Annotated in this window: 18 protein-coding genes and 1 pseudogene; 4 read left to right on the forward strand and 15 right to left on the reverse strand. The window is 41.4% G+C overall.

The annotated features are described in order from the left end of the window. Nucleotides 1–86: 86 nt before the first annotated feature. The 6 genes from G587_RS22460 to G587_RS0111285 form a co-directional block, all read right to left on the reverse strand. On the reverse strand, nucleotides 87–713 hold the full coding sequence (locus tag G587_RS22460) for a substrate-binding domain-containing protein (protein WP_035786432.1): 627 nt from the start codon (nucleotides 711–713) through the stop codon (nucleotides 87–89). After that, nucleotides 679–2,808, reverse strand: coding sequence for a glycoside hydrolase family 43 protein (locus tag G587_RS0111265; protein WP_026492323.1), 2,130 nt, complete (start codon nucleotides 2,806–2,808; stop codon nucleotides 679–681). The genes G587_RS22460 and G587_RS0111265 overlap by 35 nt, the downstream gene beginning before the upstream one ends. A gap of 256 nt (nucleotides 2,809–3,064) precedes the next feature. After that, nucleotides 3,065–3,823: an RluA family pseudouridine synthase gene (locus G587_RS0111270; RefSeq protein WP_026492324.1), complete on the reverse strand. Its 759-nt coding sequence runs from the start codon at nucleotides 3,821–3,823 to the stop codon at nucleotides 3,065–3,067. A 99-nt stretch (nucleotides 3,824–3,922) separates the two neighbouring features. After that, nucleotides 3,923–4,612 carry a response regulator transcription factor gene (locus G587_RS0111275; RefSeq protein ID WP_026492325.1) on the reverse strand — a complete coding sequence of 230 codons (690 nt, stop codon included), beginning with the start codon at nucleotides 4,610–4,612 and terminating at the stop codon, nucleotides 3,923–3,925. A gap of 31 nt (nucleotides 4,613–4,643) precedes the next feature. Continuing rightward, nucleotides 4,644–5,771, reverse strand: coding sequence for a sensor histidine kinase (locus G587_RS22465; RefSeq protein WP_026665532.1), 1,128 nt, complete (start codon nucleotides 5,769–5,771; stop codon nucleotides 4,644–4,646). A gap of 24 nt (nucleotides 5,772–5,795) precedes the next feature. Continuing rightward, complete coding sequence (locus tag G587_RS0111285; RefSeq protein WP_026492326.1) at nucleotides 5,796–7,673, reverse strand: HD-GYP domain-containing protein; 1,878 nt, start codon at nucleotides 7,671–7,673, stop codon at nucleotides 5,796–5,798. A gap of 156 nt (nucleotides 7,674–7,829) precedes the next feature. Here G587_RS0111285 and G587_RS22470 point away from each other — a divergent pair, with 156 nt between their 5' ends. Continuing rightward, complete coding sequence (locus G587_RS22470; protein WP_051200982.1) at nucleotides 7,830–8,753, forward strand: alpha/beta hydrolase; 924 nt, start codon at nucleotides 7,830–7,832, stop codon at nucleotides 8,751–8,753. 28 nt (nucleotides 8,754–8,781) lie between these two features. On the opposite strand, the gene G587_RS0111295 is transcribed toward G587_RS22470, so the two are convergent. Then, nucleotides 8,782–10,341: a glucosyltransferase domain-containing protein gene (locus tag G587_RS0111295; protein ID WP_026492327.1), complete on the reverse strand. Its 1,560-nt coding sequence runs from the start codon at nucleotides 10,339–10,341 to the stop codon at nucleotides 8,782–8,784. A gap of 95 nt (nucleotides 10,342–10,436) precedes the next feature. Here G587_RS0111295 and G587_RS0111300 point away from each other — a divergent pair, with 95 nt between their 5' ends. Further along, nucleotides 10,437–12,113, forward strand: a complete 1,677-nt coding sequence (locus tag G587_RS0111300; protein WP_026492328.1) for a hypothetical protein — start codon at nucleotides 10,437–10,439, stop codon at nucleotides 12,111–12,113. Nucleotides 12,114–12,169: 56 nt separating this feature from the next. Beyond that, nucleotides 12,170–13,240, forward strand: coding sequence for an undecaprenyldiphospho-muramoylpentapeptide beta-N-acetylglucosaminyltransferase (locus tag G587_RS0111305; protein WP_026492329.1), 1,071 nt, complete (start codon nucleotides 12,170–12,172; stop codon nucleotides 13,238–13,240). A gap of 158 nt (nucleotides 13,241–13,398) precedes the next feature. Here G587_RS0111305 and G587_RS0111310 read toward each other — a convergent pair whose 3' ends face one another. After that, on the reverse strand, nucleotides 13,399–14,979 hold the full coding sequence (locus tag G587_RS0111310; protein ID WP_026492330.1) for a glucose-6-phosphate isomerase: 1,581 nt from the start codon (nucleotides 14,977–14,979) through the stop codon (nucleotides 13,399–13,401). Between the two features lie 112 nt (nucleotides 14,980–15,091). After that, on the reverse strand, nucleotides 15,092–16,600 hold the full coding sequence (gene arfA / locus G587_RS0111315) for an arabinosylfuranosidase ArfA (RefSeq protein ID WP_026492331.1): 1,509 nt from the start codon (nucleotides 16,598–16,600) through the stop codon (nucleotides 15,092–15,094). Nucleotides 16,601–16,792: 192 nt separating this feature from the next. Between arfA and G587_RS0111320 the strand changes: the two genes are divergently transcribed. Then, nucleotides 16,793–17,680, forward strand: coding sequence for a helix-turn-helix transcriptional regulator (locus G587_RS0111320; RefSeq protein WP_026492332.1), 888 nt, complete (start codon nucleotides 16,793–16,795; stop codon nucleotides 17,678–17,680). A gap of 70 nt (nucleotides 17,681–17,750) precedes the next feature. On the opposite strand, the gene G587_RS0111325 is transcribed toward G587_RS0111320, so the two are convergent. From G587_RS0111325 to G587_RS25875, 6 genes and pseudogenes are all read right to left on the reverse strand, one after another. Continuing rightward, a complete protein-coding gene (locus G587_RS0111325; protein WP_026492333.1) occupies nucleotides 17,751–18,275 on the reverse strand; it encodes an S-ribosylhomocysteine lyase in 525 nt (174 codons plus the stop codon). Between the two features lie 25 nt (nucleotides 18,276–18,300). Next, on the reverse strand, nucleotides 18,301–19,002 hold the full coding sequence (locus G587_RS0111330; protein WP_035786438.1) for a 5'-methylthioadenosine/adenosylhomocysteine nucleosidase: 702 nt from the start codon (nucleotides 19,000–19,002) through the stop codon (nucleotides 18,301–18,303). A 101-nt stretch (nucleotides 19,003–19,103) separates the two neighbouring features. Next, the gene (locus G587_RS0111335) at nucleotides 19,104–20,273 is read right to left on the reverse strand and encodes a hypothetical protein (protein ID WP_196812568.1); all 1,170 of its coding nucleotides are present in this window, start codon (nucleotides 20,271–20,273) and stop codon (nucleotides 19,104–19,106) included. Then, the gene (locus tag G587_RS0111340) at nucleotides 20,236–20,652 is read right to left on the reverse strand and encodes a helix-turn-helix domain-containing protein (protein WP_026492336.1); all 417 of its coding nucleotides are present in this window, start codon (nucleotides 20,650–20,652) and stop codon (nucleotides 20,236–20,238) included. Before G587_RS0111340 ends, G587_RS0111335 begins: the two co-directional genes overlap by 38 nt. A gap of 84 nt (nucleotides 20,653–20,736) precedes the next feature. Further along, entirely contained in the window at nucleotides 20,737–21,141 is a 405-nt protein-coding gene (locus G587_RS24490) for a zinc ribbon domain-containing protein (protein ID WP_051200983.1), read from the reverse strand. Between the two features lie 292 nt (nucleotides 21,142–21,433). Next, nucleotides 21,434–21,743 (reverse strand): annotated as a pseudogene (locus G587_RS25875) (RNA-guided endonuclease InsQ/TnpB family protein); the annotation flags it as partial.

The raw sequence follows: 21,743 nt of genomic DNA on the forward strand, positions 1-21,743 counted from the left end.
TCCATAAGTATTAGGGCATAAAAAAGCAGGCTCTTTCGAACCTGCTTCCTCTCAAACAAATCGCATACAACTATTCAATTCATATTTTAGTACCGCCTCTTCCTTATGTAATCATCGGCTATAGACTGATCATATATTTTCTCATCAGTGATAATCCTGAACGGCATCTGTTTTCCGCTGCAAAGATCCCGTATAGCCTTCATAAGCTGTGGTCCAATGATGGGATTACACTCAACGGCACAGCTGAGCTCGCCTCTCACCATTGCCTCGAAGGCTTCGCTGGTGGCATCTACTGAGACTATCTTAACATCCTCATCAGGCTTTATGCCCTGCTCCTTCAGCTCCTTTATGGCGCCAAGAGCCATATCGTCATTTTGGGAAAAGATGATATCTATATCCCAGTCATGGTTTAAAAGATACTTTCTTATTACCTCTCTTCCACCTTCAAAGGTGAAGTCACCATAATCAGAATAGGCTATGTAATAGGAATTATTCTCACTAAGAATCTCCTTGAAGCCCTTTCCGCGTTCCTCTGTGGGAGAAGCACCCTCATTACCCATAATCTCCATGATCTTCATGGTATCGCCGTCACCTTTGACATTGTCTCTGATCCAGCGCATGGCTCTTCTTCCCTCTTCCATGAAATCGGCACCAAGATAAGTGGTAGTTAGGTTCTCCTCAGGATTTTCCACCACAACGTTTCTGTCCGACATCGTTTACTCTCATATAGAGATACTTATCTGCATCAGAGCCAAGTGCTACTACCATACCTGCTGCATCTGTATATTTAGCATTTACATCCAGACTGATAGTAAGCTCATCCATGGCATCAAAAACGCCATCTGAAAATTTTGCAAAGCTGCCATCAGAACCATCCAGGTAAAGAGCCTTTCCTCCTTCAGAGTCACTCTTAAGCTCAGCACTTCCGTTAAGAGTAAGTCCAAGGTCTGCTCCATTTGCAAGTACCTTTTGGCCATCAGCATTTTCAAAATCGTACTCTGCTACAGGATCATCCTGTCTTCCCATTGATGCGAGAAGTCCATCCTCTACACCATAGGTTTTAATAAGATTGTCATACTCAGAAGCTGTCACAGGAATGATAACTCCGTGCTTACAGCCCTCCTGAGGTGTGTACTCGTCCTCTCCAAGTACGTGGATACTGTTCTGGCTGCTAAGATCTGTTGTTGTAAAAGGAATATATCCTCTTGCTGCTCCTCCGTACTCATCAAGCATTACGCACCATTCATCTCTGTCGTTAAACTTAAACATGGTGCCACCTTCATAGTTTCCCTTGAAGGATTCAAGACATCCGTCAGCTGTATTCGCAATATAGCTGTAGTTATTTCCAACTACATTAAATGTACGGGAGCCGATTGTCTTCGTCGTAACCTCTGATCCGTAAGAACGAAGCTTTCCTGATGCCTTATCCAGTCTCACATACATGCCATCTTCCATCTTGGTAAGCCTGTAATAATCATCGCCAACCTTCAGCATTGAGGTGTCGATATTGCTTCCAAAATCATTGAAAAGCTCTGGCTCTGTAAAGTTATAGAAATCTCTTGTCCTTGAAACGAAGGTATACTGTCTTGCAAAGTTATCAGCAGCTATTTTACTTGCCCAATATACAAGATACTCACCTGTAGCCTCATCATAGATAGCTTCCGGTGCCCATGCACATCCGCCATCAATCGAGCCTGCCACATCTACGTTTCTCTCATTTGTCCAATTGATAAGGTCTGTAGACTCCCAGATCGTAAGCGCTGTACTACCCTGAGTTGAGAGCTTATCCCACGGAATGCTGTCACCGTATTTATATATGTTCTGGTCAGTTGCAAGAAGGTAGAACTTATCTCCCTCTGCACTCCTTATGATGTAGGGATCTCTTGTTGCCTCATCACTAACATCTGACTTAAGAACAGCTTCATTGCCATTAAGAGCTGTCCAGTTAAGACCATCCTCACTTATTCCATAGAAAATATCCTGCTCACCCTTTTGTCCGGGTATCTCTTTAAAGTGTGCATACAGATAGCCTTTGTAATTTTCATCCTTTGCCTTATTGGCAAGGACCGTTACCTCAATGTCCTTAGAAAGCTCTACTCCTGATAAAGAAGCCGTGACAGTAAGTGTCACCTTTTCATCCGATGAGCCTCTTGTCACAACACCTGCCGGAATATCATAATATCCATCCTGCACTTTGCTCTTGGAGCTTATCACTGCTTCGTTACTGGACTCCCAGGACAGTTCTGCCTTTCCTGCTTTATCATTAAGCGTAATATTTCCCCTGATTGCATCTGCTGATGGAATCTCGATTCCTTCCAGAGCCTTTTCAAGGTACTCCTTTGCAGCTTCCTCATCGACGATCTCTTCATCTGTATCCTCTTCTGCATTTTTTTCTATGACAATTTTCTGATCACTGACAGACTCATCCTCATCGCTAGCTTCAGTGGGGGTACTGATTTCAGTATCATCAGCATTTTTATCTTCTGTACTGTCTTTTTCTTCTACCTCATCATTTTGATTATTATCAGTATTTTCCGTTTCATCCTGTTCAATATCTGTTACATCATTTTGCTGATTCTCCGGTTCAGCATTATCTTCTATATTCTGGATTTCCTCATCCGTCTTTTCTTCCGGGCTTTCTTCTGCCAGTTTGTCTTCATCCTGCTCATCTGATATTTCAGTATCTTCAGGTAATAACAATTCCTGCACATCTTCTTCCGCGTATGCAACCGGTGCTCCAATTGTCTGCATAGCTAAAGACATTGCTGCAGCTAAGGCTAATGAACGAAGCCTGCTGTTCCTTCTCATTGTGAAACCCCCTTTCACCTTCCCCGTTTTTTTCATACATTTCCAGTAAAATATTAGTTAATCGATTAACCTAGGTGGGAGACTCTATGTGCTTACGGTAAGCTTATACCCATAAATTCAAAGAGCTACCGATTGATATTCTAGCATTGCCCATTTACAAAGTAATTATAAATTCCGAGCCTTTTTTTATAGTTTTTTGTACAGGGATTATTTTTGAAAATAGCAGACTTATTATCTCAGAGAGATATTCTAAGTTTTAGAATTCCTTGAATATATCTCCCTGAGGCTCTATTTCAAATTTCATGATCTTATTGGTTACAGGGTGCTTAAACTCCAGTCTGCAGGCGCAGAGTGCGACATTCCGGACACGGAGTCTTGCGGATACTTCATCGCTTACTTCGGACATATATCGTCTGTCCCCTAAGAGAGGGTGTCCCGCATTTGAAAACTGTGCTCTTATCTGATGGTATCTACCGGTCTTAAGATAAATTTCTACAAGAGAAATTTTCTCCTGTTCCATTTTATTGTTGTCATCAAAATCAACTACATTGTTTGTTGATACCTCTGTAATTCCCTTTGTAGACAGCACCTTATAATCAAGAATACTTTCCTTAAAACCTTTATTGTTCCCATTATTATCAGCTGCAACTATCGCCTTTTTCGTAACCGGATCTTTACCCAAATAGTCCGTAAGCTTACCTTCTTTGTCAGCAAATTCTCCGTATACAACCGCCCTATATACCTTACTCATATCCCCATCTGCCTGAACCTGCTTGGAGAGACTCGCTGCTGCCTTCTTGGTTCTTGCAAACACGATTATGCCTTCCACAGGCTGATCCAGACGGTGGATTACGTGAAGTAGTGTTGATTTATTTTTAAAGGTCCCTGAGCGCAGGATTTGTGAGCGCAGCACTGTTTCCATATCCTCTGAGGTTACACTGCTACTCTGAACTGCCATGCCCGCAGGCTTTACGCATACTAATATGTCGTTGTCTTCGTGAAGTATTTCTATCATAGACCCTCATCCGTCAGCTTCGCTGACACCTTCCAGCCAAAATTTTAAGGCTCCCCGCGCATACGGAGAGCCTGTAATCACACAAAGCTATTTTCAGGTTTATACCTTGAAGCGATATCCAACGCCCCAGATTGTCTCAATATACTGAGGATTGGAAGTATCAAATTCAATCTTCTCACGGATCTTCTTAATATGAACCGTAACGGTGGCGATATCACCGATTGAATCCATGTTCCAGATTTTCCTGAAGAGTTCTTCCTTTGTGAAGACGTGGTTAGGATTCTCCGCAAGGAAAGTAAGAAGATCGAATTCCTTTGTTGTGAAGCTCTTTTCTGCTCCATCAACATAAACTCTTCTTGCAGTCTTGTCAATTCTAAGACCTCTGATCTCCACAACATCATTGGACTCATGTCCGCTTCCCACAAGTCTGGAATAGCGAGCCATATGAGCCTTAACTCTTGCTACCAGCTCTGATGGGCTGAAGGGCTTGGTTATATAGTCATCTGCACCAAGACCAAGTCCCCTTATCTTATCGATATCATCCTTTTTCGCTGATACCATAAGAACCGGAACGTCCTTCTTTTCGCGGATTCTCTTACATACCTCAAATCCATCCAGTCCGGGAAGCATGAGATCAAGTATCACAAGATCAAACTCTTCATTAAGGGCAGTCTGAAGTCCCACATCACCGGAATTTTCAATTTTCACTTCAAAATCAGATAATTCCAAGTAATCCTTCTCGAGGTCAGCAATCGCTTCTTCGTCCTCTACAATCAGTATTCTGCTCATACCAATGGCCTCCTGTCTTTTTTTGTTGTTTTTATACGCTCTCAAAATCGTGATCTACCACAGATTCTCCGTCCGCCTTCTCATGGTATTCCATGTACTTGCGAAGGACGAAATGCATGCAGGTGCCTTCACCTTCATGACTGGTAGCCCAAATGTATCCCCCATGATCCTCTATGATTTTCTTTACTATGGAAAGTCCGATTCCGCTTCCTCCCTGCTTGCTGTTTCTGGAGGAATCAGTTCTGTAGAATCTGTCAAAAATATTTGGTATATCCTGGGATCCTATGCCCTTTCCATTATCTTCTATCTCAACTCTTACCGAGTCAACTTCATCAAGAATTCTTACATCGATGATACCTGATCCATCATCCCTTCCCAGGTATTTGACACTGTTACTTACGATGTTGTTTACAACTCTCTTAAGCTGCTCGGGGTCAGCGACTATCTGTGTGTCAGGTGCCGTAAGGTTAGCGTAATTAAGCTTGATATCCTTACTGTCCAGATCCATTCCGATCTCTTCAATACAATCTCCGAAATAGTCTCCAACTACTATTCTGGTAAAATTGTAGGGTATGCGGTTATTGTCGATGCTTGAGTATAATGTAAGCTCGTTTATAAGGTTATTCATATCATTCGCCTTGTTGTAGATCGTGCGAATGTACTTCATCTGTCTCTCAGGAGTATCTGCGACTCCCTCTAAGAGTCCCTGTGAATAGCCCTTTATCGCGGTAATAGGTGTCTTAAGGTCGTGGGATATGTTACTTATAAGCTCCTTGTTCTGACCTTCTCTTATTACCTTTTCATCGGCTGATTCCTTAAGCCTCAGCCTCATGTCTTCATAATTTCTGTAAAGTTCTCCTATCTCACCTTTATCACCAATGTCTGTCGGAAGCATGTAATCAAAATTGCCGTCCTTGATATGCTGCATCGCAACATTAAGTTCATCCACCGGCTCGAAAAATCCCTTCCTTAGCCAGGCAGTCAATATGACACTGGTCGCTATCATTATCAATCCAAATGCAATTACCATGTAGGTAATGAGACTTGTATAATTATTGGCAACTGAATTTTGTATGATGATAAATGAAGCAATAACCAGGATAAAAGGTAAAATAACAATGGTTGCTGACGTGATCATCAGCCTGGTTCTAAAACGCATGTATGCTCCTTAAGTATATCATATTTACATATCCGGAAATTCTTCCGCAGCATTGCCAAGGATCTCCTGCATCGCTTTGTAATACATATCATAGCGGCCCTGACCTGTCAGATTCTCAAGCTCCTCTATCAGCTCAGGTGACTTCTCGATTACTTTGACTATGTTCGGGTTATATCTTGTTCCTGCTTCGCTTTGCAGCTCCTTTAAGAGCCTCTTGAAGTCCTTACCCTGTGTATAGCTTCTTGTTAAAGTATCCGTTCCTGCTTCTATTGAATCCGCTATGGATATCAGATCTATGATGCTCCTTATCGGAGATTCTGTATTATCATAGTTCAGAGGATATCCGTGAAGTCCGTCGTAATGCTTATGATGTCCAAGAATTACATCCGCATAGGGAACAAGCGCGGAATTACCCTTTGCTTCCCTATAGCCCACCTCGGAATGCTTTCTGATCGTAGCGTATTCCTTGGTATTAAGACTTCTGTTCTGTCTGTTAATTGTGTCCGGTATGTAACATTTTCCAATGTCATGTACCAGACCGCTGATTGTGATAAAGGAAAGAAGATATGCTTTATTTTTCTGTATATCTTCGAGAGTCTCTATCCCCCTGATTCCAATAAGCTCATCCGGTTTCTTTTCAATGATCTGCTGCCCAATAAGTGTTGCGATCTTGGCAACCATCTGGGAATGAATGTAAGTAAAGGGCTGCCTTCTTACAATCATCTGCATTATGAACTGAACCTTGTTGAGCTCCCCTTTTATTACCGGCTCTGCTGCGTGATACCACTGCTCACACAAAGGTTGCATCTGTCCGGTAAAGAATCTATATGGTATATCGGCTAAAATCGACATAGATTTAGGCATAAATTTTTCAGTCCACTCATCTAATGCAGATTCTTCCAATTCCATCTTTTCCAAAATCATTATGGCCGTGCAGGCATACCTGAAATGCCTCATTACAAGCTCAAAGTTTTCCGGATCATTTTTGGAAAAATCAGGTGCCGGAATAATCTCATTTATGCACTTAATAAATGCCTCAAGCACTTCCTCTGAGGACATCTCTCCCCGTAGCCATTTGTATGTAACGCAGGTTCTGTAGTCAGGTGATCCTATCTTATTTCCTTCTCCTGCCTCAGCTCTGGTATATGCTTTTCCAAGAAAATCCAGATACTTATCTCTGTCCTCTTCCGTTAAAATATCTATATTTTTAGCCTTTGCCAAAAATGCGTAATCAATGGTTTTAAGGAACCCTTTTATCTGTTCATTATCAGCATCCAGTTTCTGAACATTTTCATTTTCCCAAAGAGCCCACACCTCGTCATAAAGTCTGATACTCTCTGATTTTTCCGTATAAAAACCGGAAAGATATGTAATTAAGAATAAGTAATCCTGGAAAATAAACTCCCTGACTTCAGGAGATGAAATCTGTGAATAGCGGCTCGCTTCCTTTGTTGATTTGCGGTAATACTGGAGGGATGTCTGCATACCTGTCTTATCACCTACGGAGCGGTAAAACTGCGCATATTCCGTGCCAAGTACATGATAGATCGCAACAAGAAATTCCGGTTCATCCATATCAATGAAAACCGGCAAAATCTTCTCACAGAATTCAGTTAGTACTACGAAATCGTGATGATCATCAAAGAAAAAGCCAATTGCAAGATCATACAGAAGCTCTGCTTCCTCAGGAGTAATCTCCTCTGAGCAGTTCTCCCAAAGCTCTGCCATAAGTTCTTCATTCTCTTCGTAAACCTCACGCATGACATAGGATCGCTCAGAGAGAAGCTGAATCCAATCGAATGGATCCTGCAGAGTGAAAAGCTGATCTTCATATGTTTTAAGCTTTAAAGAGTTTTCAGTGTAAAGCTTCCTGAATTTCTCTGCAAGTTTTCTTTCTAACATCTGTACCCCTCAATACAATCTAGAAAAAGAATGCAAAATATCAGTCATAATTATTATACCATATTTCGTTTATTAGTGCTATGGTGACTATCACTAATTGCACAAATTATTAGTATTTGCTAAAATTCTTATACATTCATATACAAGGAGGTTCCTATGAGCAAAAAGCGAAATTTCGTATTCTTTGGCTTATTAACAGCTCTTTTGGGAGGGGGAGCCGCTACTGCATCCATTTTTTATGATATGGCAGTTGTACCAAAAAAGAAGACACAGGAAGAAATAGATTCCGATCCTATCGATGCAAAATCGATCAGATGGCTTAGAAATTGCCCTGAGAGAGAAGACATATATATAAATTCAATTGATGAATTAAAGCTTCACGCTCACTACATTAAAGCAGCAGAAGAAAGTCACAAATATGCCATCTGTATCCACGGTGTGAAAAGCGATGGCGAATACATGGCAATGTACGCACAGCACTATCACAATCTTGGAATAAACGTCCTTCTTCCCGATAACCGCGGTTTTGGTAAGAGTGAAGGCGACTACACAGGCTATGGTTACTTTGACCGCCTGGATATTCTGGAATGGATTTACTCCATCATCCGCAAGGACAAGGATGCCCACATCATCCTTCATGGAGTGAGCATGGGAGCTGCCATAACTCTCATGACTACTGGTGAGCATCTTCCCGAAAACGTAGTATTTGCTGTTGCAGACAGCAGCTACACCACTCTTGTTGAAGAGTTTGCCGATGTTTACAAGATGACTAAGAACATCATTCCTGTTTCGGTCTGCCTCTTCATTCTCCGCATGGCTATATTATTGAAGTGCGGATATGACATTAAAAAGGTTGATGTTCTGGAAGCGGTTTCCAAATCCAAGACACCGACACTTTTCATTCATGGCGATGAGGACAAGCTTATCGATCCTCACATGTCAGCAAGGCTCTATGAAAAGTGTGCTGCACCCAAGCAGTACTGTCTGATTCTTGGTGCCGGCCATGTAAAGGGGGCTTATATAAACCCTGAAAAGTACTGGACTAAAATTGAAAAGCTAATGGAAAAGACTGGGTATTAAGCCCAGTCTTTTATCGTTTTATAAGTATTTACTTACTGTCGTCTTCGTTAATCTTTACAACCCACACTCCGTCAATCTTGGCAGCGCAGCCATCAGCGGGATATATGGGCATGTTCTTAAACTCATCAGTCGCCATGAGCTTTTCTTTCTTATCCTCTGTGAGATCACCTGTCTCAAGTCCGAACCAGATTTGAAGAACCCTGTCTCTGTTTGTGGGAAGGAAAAGAAGGTCCTCTAATGTAGCACCCTCGAAATCCACAAGCTCTTTGCCGTTCATGTTGTGATTTGCAACAGGCAAAGGATCGGGATAAAAACCTCCAAGTATTGTCAGGGGCTCTCCGTAGGTAAAGCCCTCGGCAGCTTCAAGCTTTGAAAGGATTCTGTTGTAGTACTGCATAACTCGGTTCTGAGCAATGTAGCTTCTGTAATAGGCGTTGTTTACAACTCTGGCACTTGAATAAAACTCAAGAAGCAGTGTGATGAACATGGCAGATGCAAAAAGTACCAGCACCTTATTCCCCCTGCTTACAGCTAGAAGCCTCTCCATTCCTGTGATTATAAAGAAATAAAATACGCTGTAGGAATAGATCATAACCGTTGATGCGTGAGACAGCTGCGGAGCCATCACATAAACAAGTCCCAGAGCAAGAGGCATTATTATCAAAAGGATTATTGCAAGAATTCCTCTAAGGGGTTTTACAAATGCCTTCTTTTTAATGAAAAGAACAACTATGAGAACTATCAGCATGCCGGTCAACACTCTGTTAAACAGAGTGGGCGAGCCCTTCATAAAGCTCTCTGGCGCTGTTACGAAATACTGAAGTACTCTGTGGTAAGCTCTAAGTACCGCAAGAAGAATATCTCCGGGAGAGGTCTGACCTATATCGCTAAGCCCCTTGTAATCACTAAGATCAACAAACTTAAGACTTACAAGATAGCCTCCCATTGCGATTCCAAGACCAAGGATACTTCTAAGTCCCTTCTTCACAATGATGAAAACATCGCCTCCATCTATCAGCATGAAGAAATAAATAAGCACAAACAGTGAAGCTGCCAGTCCAAAATACGCCTGATAGCAGGCCATACTAAAGAACTGAATCACCGCGCCAAGTATAAATCCAAATTTGTACTTCGAGGTAATATGGACGTTAATGGTGGTGGCCAGAATTGCAAGAGCAAAAGTAGGCGCAAGGTACATGTAGTACATATTGCTGGCAGTACTTGGAAGAGTCATCATCGTAACTCCGATAAGAACCGCGGCTGTTATGCTCTCTATTTTCAGGGTGTTCACTATAACGCAGGCGGCAATAGACAGAATTATGATCGCCATTATTCCGTTCAGTGCCGGGCTTGACCACGGTGAAAACAGATCATGAACCGGCTCCTGGAACCATCTTCCCAGTACCTTTCCTCCGCCAACACCCGGAACACATACGATGTCGTCCAGATTGGTTATCTTATTTGACAGCATATAAAAATGAACCAGCAATCCCGTTATTAAACTGGCAAAAAAACAGAATCTGTTAGTTACCGGAATGCTGCTCCATATTTTTTTAAGAAAATCGGGCATTTGCTTTTTTTCTTCCATCGCAAACTCCTCTTCAATATTAAAATCGAATTCAATTATAGCAGAAAATATGGTAGTATGAACAGAATGATATTATAGATAGAGGACTATATTTGATGAAAAAGCTACGTACTACTTCAATCGCTTTTATTCTTGTTAATCTTTTTACACTGCTCATTTTTCTTGCAATTTTCAACTTTAAATATCCCATACGCTACAACAATATGGGCGGTGACAACATATGGCAGTCCGCTTCAACCATAAAGTATGTAAACATCTGGCTTGAAGAAGGCGCTGCTTCCATGCATTTTACCGCATGTGAAAACTATCGTTCCATCGAGTTCCAGAGCTTCAACGACAGGATTCCGTTTATCAGCTATCCCAGCGGACATATCTTCCTAGTGTGGCTCTGTGCAAAGCTCTGCGGAAGGAGCTTTATCAACATTTCCTTCGTTAAGCACCTTCAGATGGTTCTGTTTGCCATAGAATCAATGCTGTTTTCAAGCTTCATCTTCGTATTATTGTGGAAGCACCGCATCGGAAGCTGGCTATCCCGCATCATAATTCCTGCCTGCACTGTCATTTTGTGGATGCTCCTTCCTGTTAATGCCTGGTATATGCCAAACGTGTTCTTTACTGATCAGAGCGTAATCTTTTATGTGATGCTGTTTCTGTTTTTGGAGGAGCTCATATATGTTCCCGAGCTTAAGGAGCACAAGGTACAGAACATTATCGTGCGCGTTCTCCACTTTTTGACTATCTACTGCGGAATCCTTACAGACTACTACTTCTGGATCCTCGCATTTTTCGTATTCCTCATGAGAATGATAGGAATGTTCTTAAATAAAAAGAGCATCAAAGAGATTTTTGTTTCTGCTCTTAAATATGCAGTTCCTGTCGTTTTTGCTGTTTCAACCTTCATCCTTCAGCTTAGCTTTGTGGATGGATGGCTTGATACCCTTCAGTACAAGCTTAAATTCAGAACAGGCGGTGACGACAGTCTTTCCGCTATTGTTTCAAGGCTTATCGAGAACTTCACCTCCTCCTTTACACAGGAGCAGCGAAGCTTCATGATCTACCTTTGCCTCTTCCAGCTTGCTGCCATCGTTATATCATTCCTTACACTTCAAAAGGGCAAGCGTATAAGAACACTTTTTGTAAATAATGACATCGCACTTATAATTGCAGCCTACGCTTCCGTCGTTTTCCAGATCATCATGCTGAAGAACCATTCTGCAGTTCATGAGTTCTCAATGATGAAGGCCGGATGGTGCGTTGCCATGACTTCACCTATTGCTACGATTGCCTATACCCGTGCCATCAGTATGGGAAAAGATGATGATAAGGCTCTTTTCCTTGGACGAAAGGTTGCTCCTCACATTCCGATCTTTGCTTTATGCTTTTTCATACTGATACTTATAACAGGTGTGCCCACATCAACCTCCAAGTACATTGTTTCAAGGGATGGTGAAGAGGACTACACTCTTGATGAGTTCCTCTACAGAAATACTGATTACAACGATGTGTGCTTTTCATTTACTAACGAAATTCACTACGAGCCGCCTATGGACCTCACCATTTCGCATGAGAGAGTTTATCTGGTTGACTCCGTAGAGGAAATAAATACGAGATTTCCTGACCTTAGCAGCGAAGCAGTAAAGCTTCTTCTTGTGGACGAAGCTGCTATGGATGAGAATCCAAAGCTAAAAGATATGGCTCTTCCTTTAATAGAAAAGTCCAGTATCCGTGCTAAGGAAGACGGATATATCCTTTATGAGCTGCCTACCGAGTAAGGTTCACTACTTACTCAATATGTGGTACTCTAATAAAATAAGGAGATGTTTTAGAAATGTCTAAGAAAATTGTTTTAACCGGTGGCGGCACTGCCGGCCACGTTACACCTAATATGGCACTTATACCTGAGCTTAAGGAAAAGGGCTATGAGATAAGCTATGTCGGTTCCCACACAGGAATCGAGAAAAAGCTCATAGCTGACTATCATATTCCCTATTATTCAATTTCCACAGGTAAGCTCAGAAGATACTTTGATCCTAAGAATTTCTCAGATCCTTTCCGTGTTATTAAGGGATTTTTTGAAGCCCGCGCTTTACTTAAAAAATTAAAGCCCGATGTTGTTTTCTCCAAGGGTGGTTTCGTATCAGTCCCTGTTATAAGAGCGGCATCAACTCTGCATATTCCCTGTATATTGCACGAGTCTGACATGACTCCCGGACTTGCTAACAAGCTCAGCTTTTCATCAGCTAAGACCATCTGCTGCAACTTCCCGGAGACCCTTGATCTACTGCCTTCAGACAAGGCAGTACTTACAGGAACTCCCATTAGAAAAGAACTCCTTAAGGGTTCAAGAGAAGCAGGTAAGAAGTTCTGCGGCTTTACAGATGATAAGCCGGTTATCATGGTCACAGGCGGAAGCCTTGGTGCCCAGAGCATCAATGAGACATTAAGATATGCGCTTCCCAGACTCCTTCCTCACTTTAACATAGTTCATCTTTGCGGTAAGGATAAGATGGATAACCTAAAGCTCAACATGGAAGGCTACAAACAGTTTGAATACGTCAAAAATGAGATGAAGGACATCTTCGCCATGGCTGACGTGGTTGTATCAAGAGCAGGCGCAAACGCTATCTGTGAACTCGCTGCCCTTAGAAAGCCCAACGTACTTATTCCTCTTTCTGCCAAGAGCAGCAGAGGTGACCAGATTATAAATGCCAAGTCCTTTGAGAAGCAGGGATTTTCCATTGTTATCGATAATGAAGAGCTTGATGAGGATATTCTTGTAGAGAGCATATTCGATGTGTATGAACACAGAGATAAATATATTGCCAAGATGCAGGAATCTAACCAGTCAGGTGCTACGGAGACAATTTTGAAAATTATCGAAGATGCCATAGCAAATTAAAATATTATTCCTTGAATTATATTCTTATCGTATAATTTATAAATTACTGAAAAACAAAGCCCCCGCGCATGCCATATTGGATTTCAATCGATTATGCGTTTTTTGCAACGAGATTGAAAGACAATATGGTATGTACAGGGGCGTATTATTGCAACAACTTAAATATTCAGAAGATCACTGTATACTGCAAGTGCTCCGTCTGTCTCATGTGCAAGTACCTTCTTAGCAAGTACCTTACCAAGCTGAACACCTTCCTGGTCGAAGCTGTTAAGGTTCCATACAAATCCCTGGAACATAACCTTATTCTCGAAGTGAGAAAGAAGTGCGCCAAGTGACTTAGGATTGAGCTCGTCACCGATGATGATGCTTGAAGGTCGTCCGCCCTTGAAGTTCTTGTTGAGGTTCTCATCCTTTTTACCACAAGCAAATGCTACGATCTGAGCTGCTACGTTAGCGCAGAGCTTCTGCTGGCTTGTGCTGCCCTGAATGTCAACGTCATTCTGAAGCTGGCTGTTCTTGAAGCCGATGAACTGCATCGGGATAACGTCTGTTCCCTGGTGAAGGAGCTGATAGAAGGAGTGCTGTCCGTTTGTACCGGGCTCACCGAAGATTACGGGACCTGTTACATAGTCGATAGGCTCACCGAAGCGGTTAACGCTCTTACCGTTAGACTCCATATCAAGCTGCTGAAGGTGTGCAGGGAAACGGCTAAGTCCCTGTGAGTAAGGAAGAACTGCAGTTGAAGGATATCCAAGGATATTTCTCTCATAGAATCCGATCATTGCATCAAGCATTGCAGGGTTCTTCATCATATCCTTCTCAGCTGCGAGCTTATCCTCTGCTGCTGCACCGTCAAGGAACTGTGCGAATACGTCAGGACCAAATGCAAGTGAAAGAACTGCTCCGCCTACGCCTGATGTTGAGGAATAACGTCCACCGATATAGTCATCCATGTAGAAGGCTTCGATGAAATCATCGCTCTTTGCAAGAGGAGATGTCTCAGAAGTAACTGCTATCATGTGCTTTGAAGAATCAAGGCCTGCCTTCTTAAGGGCATCCATTACAAAGCTCTGGTTTGTAAGTGTCTCAAGTGTTGTACCTGACTTGGATACAAGAATGAAAATTGAGTGAGCAACATCAACACTGTTAAGAACTGCAGATGCATCATCAGGATCTACGTTACTGATGAACTTTGCTTCCATCTTGAAGTTGCCTGTTCTGTGTGCCCAGTTCTCAAGAGCAAGGTACATTGCTCTGGGACCAAGATCAGATCCACCGATACCGATCTGAACTACTGTTGTGAACTTCTCACCCTTCTCGTTAGCGATCTCGCCTGAGTGAACTTTGTTTGCAAAGTCAGCAATTCTCTGCTGCTCTTTTACATAGAACTCACGCTTGTTAACGCCATCAGCCATAACATCTCTGCCGAGCTGGCCTCTTGTGAGCTGGTGAAGAACCATTCTCTTTTCGCCTGTATTGATTACCTCGCCGTTGTAGAGAGCTTCAAACTTCTCAGAAAGCTGAGATTCCTTAGCAAGCTTATCAAGTGCTGCAAGGATATCATCGTCGATTTCCTTTGCTGCATAGTTGTAGCTAAGACCTTCAGCCATTTTCACTGAGTATTTCTTTACTCTCTCAGCGCCGGAGTCACCGGTCATTGCTGAAACGAGATCGATGTGTTTTACATTTTTTAATTCCTTATAGGAATCAAGTGTATCAAGGTTTTTCCAATTAACCATTTTGTAGAATCCTCCTAATGTTTTGGTTATTTCTACTTTCGCGTTCAAGTTTAGCAAAACTTAGGTGGAGCCGCAACATTTTTAGTCCTTAAATATTGATTAATAATTTTTTTTATTTTGCAAGACGAATTACATTCCAGCTCTTTGAAGGAAGGATTGTGTTAAGGATACCCTTTTCAACCTTAGTGTCCTTGCCCTCTGTGGGAGCTACTGTATTAGGCTTCTTTTCAGTATTGACTGCCTTAAGGTCATCATTTGTAAGAACGATATGATCAACAACCTTATAGCCTGCATACTGACGAAGGTCACATGTGAGCTCGAAATCATCTGTAAGATTCTTGTTTACTACAAAGATTGTGATTGTCTCATTTTCATCATCAGCAGTAACTACGCTGTCGATGTAAGGAGCATCTCCGTGCTTACTCTCGTAGGAAGGAGACTTAACTACTGTGTTAAGAACTGTTCCTCTTCCATAGAGACTTGCGTGCATGTAAGGATAGAAAATTGTCTGTCTCCATGCGCCTGTATCGCTTGTCATGATAGGTGCGATAACATTTACGAGCTGAGCAAGGCATGCGATCTTAACTCTGTCTGCGTGACGAAGGAGAGTGATGAGCATTGAACCAACAAGGAGTGCATCCTCGAAGTTATAAACGTCCTCAAGCTGATGAGGGTGCTCGCACCATTTCTCAAGCTTCTTATCCTGCTCGTTGCTGTGATACCATACATTCCACTCGTCGAAGGAGAGGTTGATGGTCTTATCCTTTCTCTTAACAGCCTTAACATAATCGCAGATTGAGATAACCTGTGAGATGAACTTATCCATAGCTACGCTGCTTGCAAGGAAGTTAGGTGTATCATCCTCAGCGTTGCCGTAGTAGGTATGAAGTGAAAGATAATCAACTGAGTCATAGCTGCACTCGAGAACCTTTCTCTCCCACTCACCGTAGGTATCCATGTAAAGTGAAGATGATCCGCAAACAACTGTCTCAATTGAAGGATCAACCAGCTTCATGATATGTCCGGCTCTTCCGGCCTTCATGCCGTACTCCTCAGCTGCCATGTGACCGATCTGCCAGGGGCCATCCATCTCATTACCAAGGCACCAGAGCTTGATGTCATGAGGATCCTTAACGCCGTGCTTGATACGAAGGTCACTATAGTATGTGCCGCTCTTGATATTGCAGTACTCTACGATATTCTTAGCTGCATCAATATCTCTTGTTCCAAGGTTAACTGCCATCATGGGCTTTGTGTTAGCCTTCTTACACCATGCCATGAACTCGTTAAGTCCGAACTGGTTTGTCTCAACAACGTTCCATGCAAGCTCGATTCTGCGAGGACGATCCTCCTTGGGACCTACGCTGTCTTCCCAGTTAAAGCCTGATACGAAGTTTCCGCCGGGATATCTTACAATCGGAACATGAATCTCGTTAATAAGATCAAGAACGTCCTTACGGAAGCCATCCTTATCTGCGAACTTATTTCCGGGCTGATAAATACCCTCATATACTGCTCTTCCAAGGTGCTCAAGGAATGAGCCGAATATTCTCTCATCGATCTTGCTGATCTCAAAATCTCTGTCGATACAGAGCTGAGCCTTCTGTAACTTTTTTGCCATTTTGTAACCCTCCGTTTTTAATATATTATGAAAAAAGATAACTAAAAATTATTGTCTTTTTATCCTGTGATAATGCTATTATTACAGAGCAAATTCCACTTTTAAATGTCTTTTTATCCATAAATATTGACTTTTCGTCCGGTTTATCTTATTACAATATAAATACCATTTAAGCCTTCCCCTTGGGGGAAGGTGTCAGCGAAGCTGACGGATGAAGGGGAAAGCTTGTTCAAAACCGACTACTGTGGCTACAATTACCACAATCCAGACAAAGACATAATATATCGTCCAAACGGAAGCGGAGATTACCTCTTTCTTCACATAACATCGCCTATGTACTTCTATTTTCCTGCCTCCGAAGTTCACACTCACTTTTCTGATACACCAGAGCACGCTCTCACTAACCACCCTGACATCATCGAACGTGATGGAGTAAAGCTCGTAAGGAAAACCGCAACTCCAGGGGACTGTATATTATTTTCTCCCGGGAACATCCAATACTACGAAGCTATTACTTCCTTCTCAAACTCCTTCGTACACTTTTCCTGTGATCCCGAGGAAATACAGGGTCTTCAGATATCCATGAATACCCTATTTCACCCAGGCGATGACGAGATGATCGTGGATACCCTTCGTAAAATTCAGTTCGAATATCTATCAAGACAGCAGCGCAGAGAGCGTATGATCGACCTACTCATAAAGCAGCTCCTCATCGCTGCGGAGCGCAGTGTCACAGGTCCTGCAGAGGAGATTGAACAAACCGAAATATATTCTTTTTTAACAGCTTACAGGGTAAACATGCTCCAGAGATGTTCGGAAGAATGGAGCATAAAAAAAATATGTAAGGAGACTCATCTTGGAAGAAGTCAGCTCTATCACTATTACAAAGCATTCTTTTATGCAAGTCCTAATGATGACATCATCGCGGCCAGAATCGATAAAGCAAAGCATTTACTTACAAATAAAGAGCTTAGAATCCTGGATGTTGCTGCTCAATGTGGATTCACAAATATCAATCACTTCAATCGCTATTTCAAGCAGGAATGCGGCATGTCTCCAAGTGAATACCGTGGCAAATAAAAAAGGAACATCGCTAAAAGCTACCCGTCTTAGCGAATGTTCCTTTAAATTTCATGTTATATCCGAATTATTATGAATCGAAGAACTGACGGCCATCCTCTGTCGCAAGTCTCTCTGTCTTAGGATATGTATAAATTGCATCGTTATCCTTGTTTGACTTAAGGTAATCTGCAAACTTAGCAGCATACCATTTTGCATAAACAAGATTATGCATGCAGCAGTTACCACAGTTCTCAGGTTCTACACCGGGAACTTCCTCTGAATCCTTAACAGAATCAAATGCTCTGATCAGAAGATCTACTATCTCCTTGGGAGCACGGTTACCCTTCAAAATGAGGTAGAAGCCTGTAAGACATCCCATGGGTCCCCAATAGATAACCTCGTCCTTCCAATCAGGATCGTTTCTAAGAAATGTAGCAATGATGTGCTCAAGAGAGTGCATTGCAGATACATCAACACAAGGCTCTATATTAGGTCTTGTGACTCTTACGTCATAGGTTGTAATCTTGTTTCCTGCGATATCATCAACTCTGCTCTCAAAAATTCCGGGAACAATCTTTGTATGGTCTACTGAAAAGCTAGGTATTAAATCCATTCTCTTTATCTCCTTTTATATTTTATTATAATCCTTTTATGAATCTCTCTGTAAGGGCTGCGCTATCTGCTGCTGCCTTATCTTCAAAGTCCTGATAATCCATTATATCACTTCCGTCTGCTTTATCAGAAATAGCTCTAAGTATTACAAAGGGAATCTTATTCAAAAGGCATGCCTGCGCAATTCCGGCACCCTCCATCTCACAGCAAAGACCATCAAATTCCTTCTTAATCTCATCCTTTACAGCGCTGTCAGATATGAACTGATCTCCGGAGCAAACTCTTCCATCCCAGAGCTTACCGGTAATATTGGCACCGGCTGCTGCCTTCTTGATATTCTCGATCATCCACTTATCTGCAGGGAACTCACGAAGCCCTGTCTGGGGAATCTCACCCTTTTTATATCCAAAAAGTGTTGCATCAACATCATGGTAAACCACATCAGTTGATACCACGAAGTCACCAATATCGATCTTCGCATCAAGTGATCCTGCTGCCCCGGTGTTGATAACATGTGTAACATTGAAATCATCAACAAGAATCTGAACGCAAAGCGCTGCATTAACCTTGCAGACACCGCTCTTAACAACAACTACGTCCGTATTCCCAATCTTACCCTCATTGAATACCATGTTGGCCTTTGTGAGAGTCTTGGATACTGTCATCTCCTTCTTGAGGCTCTCTACCTCAATTTCCATGGCTCCGATAATTCCGATTTTATAACTCATACATAAATCCTTTTCTAAAATTTGTTTTTTGTTTCAATTGGTTATATCTAAATATTTTTACTTCATTTGTTAGAATAGCACATATTGTGAAAGAGTATCAATTAATGTATGCTTTGCCATTTCTCAAGCATATCAATTTTCTTCTCATATATTTTGCAAAGTCTTTTGATATCTCGTTCATTATTCTGAGAATCCCTGCTATACATCTCTTCGACAAATTCAGATGCCGGAATTTTTGCCAGATCAAGCGCCTTTGCGTTATTGACAAGTTTCAGCATTTTTTCCTCATCTGTGGCAAATCCTCTTGTTTTAACTGATAATAGTTCTTTATCTGAAATTGGGATACGCTGACCAGCAAACATAGATCCACCGTTATCATATATAGGAGCAATTCCATCGTATTTCAATGTATCAGCGTCTCTAATAAATGCAATATTATTAAGATGTCTGTCATAGCCTGACATGACATAATCAGAAAGAATCTGATAATCAAGATTCTCTTTTATTGTGTCTACATCCATACCATGCATTTTACATACAGATATAAGATGCTCATATACAGAAACATCATTTGGTTTATTTTCTGATGTTACAAGCGCATAAGCTGATACAAGTTCCTTTTTTTGTGAAGTCATTAGCTTTGAATAACAACCATAGTCATAGGGCTTTCCTTCAATGTGCGTAAGCTGATATTGCACATGATTATTATGTCCCTGTAATCTATGAATCTCTGTAGCAATGATTTCATTTATGCTTTCTGTTGAAAGATTTGAATGATTACCCTTTACCAGATATCGCTCACCCTCAATAATTGTCCATGTTTTTTCCAATTGTCCCTGAAGTGAACTATTGGGAGAGTACTCCGGTGTACCTGACGACTCTCCATTATCACTTTCCTCAGACCATGTCAAAACATTCTCTGTAAAATCATTATCAAAAAGATTTACATCCTTCCATTTAATATCCAAATCTATAGGACGAATCCAATAATAATCTGTAAGACTAAGACCAAGATTTCTCATAAGATATTCTTCAGAAATAGTAAACCCCTTACTCTCAAGAAATCTTGCAATTCTTCCTTGTTCTACTGGAATTGCACGTTCTTTCCACCAAATCTTTAGCCAGTCCTGACGGTTTTGCCTTCCTTCCAATGGCAATAGTTCATACATATCATTTCTGACAGAAAATCTTAATATGAGACCATTTTCATTTAGTTTTACAGCTGCAAGACTATCATCCTTGCGCATTAGTATATAATCTCTGTTCGACATCCTTCCACTCCGCCTCTTCCTTAAGTTCTTCTATCTTCCACTGAGCTAAATCTCTAACAAAGTAAGTATTAGTCTTATTTACCTTACATAATCTAACAAGCTTTTCCGCATATGCCTGACACCTCAAGTAATAGCTCTTATTACGAACCAATATCTCCCCTCCATCTATGTGAAGTTCAATTTGATCCTTCCCTGTTAGTTCTTCATACAATTCATCAAGGGTTATTTCCAGATAATCTGCCATCTTCTTGGCGTATGAAAATCTCATCTGTCCAGGATCTGTTTTGCCATTTATTATGTCATTTAATGTACTATAGGGTATACCAGTAGTATCACTCATTTCTTTGCATTTTATCTTTTTTCCACATAAATCTTTCATAAGCTTCCTCATTCTTAGCAAATAAAAAACGCTAAAGCGGTATAAAATAATTATAACGCTTTAGCGGTAATATTAAAATAATAATTATGCAGTAAATTTCATCCCGCACTTAGTACAAAACTTATTGTTAAAGGGAGCCGGTGTGCCACAGTAACTGCAGGTTTTGTGCTGTGCCCTGCCATAAACAAAGGGTGTTCCCGGTTTATGAATCTGAACCAGTCTCATCTGCTGTGGCCATATATCAACCTGCCTTCCTCTCACAATCTCCTTTCCTAAGTCCCTGCTTATCTCATACCTTGCACCACAAATCTGATCCTCTAAATAGTAATGGTAATTCCATCTGATAAAAGTGGGTATGAAAAACAGTGTAAATGCTCTTCTAGACATGATCAGTCTGAAACTTCCCTGTCTCCCGCAGTTTGGACAATTAAGGATAATCTCTTTCTTAGAATTCTTGATAATTGTCTTTGATCCATAAATTAGTAACATAACAAAACTTTCCCCTTAATGATTTCTGAATCCCCTCAGAGAGTTATTATAACATCATTTATATCATTTTATTAAAGTATTCCTGCGTATAATGATCCGTATCTTTATAAAGCTCCCATCCGTCTCTTTCACAGAATCGCTTTAGTTCTTTCCATCTTGGCATACAATCTCCCCCTTAATAACATCTTCATCAAGTGAGAGAGCCTTAAGCACATACGGAACATGATCCTTTCTATTTGGTGCAGAACTCCATGAACTACCTCCACCGACTCTGCGTCGGAAGAGGTTTCTGTTATGCCGCAAAGCGGCATGAACCTTTGGGATGCTTAACGCATCCCAAAGAACAGGGCATGTCCACTATGCCCCTATCCCATTGGGTTACCTTTGGGAATACTTTTCTTAAGATATTGGCAGCTCCATTTATATCTGCATTTGTTATTGTCCCATCGTAGTGCCTGTAAAGTCCACGTTTTATCCTTTTTCCGGAAAAAACATAGTCAGCCTTACTTCCCTTTTTATACACAGGGATCTCATCCATCGCAAGAAAATCCGCTTTGGATGTATAGCTCTCTTCCGTAAGTGCAAACCTTATCCCGTATTCA

Source organism: Butyrivibrio sp. XPD2002 (genome assembly GCF_000423945.1).
Lineage (GTDB): Bacteria > Bacillota > Clostridia > Lachnospirales > Lachnospiraceae > Butyrivibrio.

Bases quoted from the DNA above. Each gene is read 5' to 3' on its own strand.
- G587_RS0111335 (WP_196812568.1), bottom strand. From the start codon at position 20,273: ATGTCGAACAGAGATTATATACTAATGCGCAAGGATGATAGTCTTGCA.
- G587_RS22465 (WP_026665532.1), bottom strand. From the start codon at position 5,771: ATGCGTTTTAGAACCAGGCTGATGATCACGTCAGCAACCATTGTTATT.
- G587_RS0111325 (WP_026492333.1), bottom strand. From the start codon at position 18,275: ATGGATTTAATACCTAGCTTTTCAGTAGACCATACAAAGATTGTTCCC.
- G587_RS0111340 (WP_026492336.1), bottom strand. From the start codon at position 20,652: ATGAAAGATTTATGTGGAAAAAAGATAAAATGCAAAGAAATGAGTGAT.
- G587_RS24490 (WP_051200983.1), bottom strand. From the start codon at position 21,141: ATGTTACTAATTTATGGATCAAAGACAATTATCAAGAATTCTAAGAAA.
- G587_RS0111310 (WP_026492330.1), bottom strand. From the start codon at position 14,979: ATGGTTAATTGGAAAAACCTTGATACACTTGATTCCTATAAGGAATTA.
- G587_RS22470 (WP_051200982.1), top strand. From the start codon at position 7,830: ATGAGCAAAAAGCGAAATTTCGTATTCTTTGGCTTATTAACAGCTCTT.
- G587_RS0111305 (WP_026492329.1), top strand. From the start codon at position 12,170: ATGTCTAAGAAAATTGTTTTAACCGGTGGCGGCACTGCCGGCCACGTT.
- G587_RS0111295 (WP_026492327.1), bottom strand. From the start codon at position 10,341: ATGGAAGAAAAAAAGCAAATGCCCGATTTTCTTAAAAAAATATGGAGC.
- G587_RS0111270 (WP_026492324.1), bottom strand. From the start codon at position 3,823: ATGATAGAAATACTTCACGAAGACAACGACATATTAGTATGCGTAAAG.
- arfA (WP_026492331.1), bottom strand. From the start codon at position 16,600: ATGGCAAAAAAGTTACAGAAGGCTCAGCTCTGTATCGACAGAGATTTT.
- G587_RS22460 (WP_035786432.1), bottom strand. From the start codon at position 713: ATGTCGGACAGAAACGTTGTGGTGGAAAATCCTGAGGAGAACCTAACT.
- G587_RS0111285 (WP_026492326.1), bottom strand. From the start codon at position 7,673: ATGTTAGAAAGAAAACTTGCAGAGAAATTCAGGAAGCTTTACACTGAA.
- G587_RS0111330 (WP_035786438.1), bottom strand. From the start codon at position 19,002: ATGAGTTATAAAATCGGAATTATCGGAGCCATGGAAATTGAGGTAGAG.
- G587_RS0111265 (WP_026492323.1), bottom strand. From the start codon at position 2,808: ATGAGAAGGAACAGCAGGCTTCGTTCATTAGCCTTAGCTGCAGCAATG.
- G587_RS0111300 (WP_026492328.1), top strand. From the start codon at position 10,437: ATGAAAAAGCTACGTACTACTTCAATCGCTTTTATTCTTGTTAATCTT.
- G587_RS0111275 (WP_026492325.1), bottom strand. From the start codon at position 4,612: ATGAGCAGAATACTGATTGTAGAGGACGAAGAAGCGATTGCTGACCTC.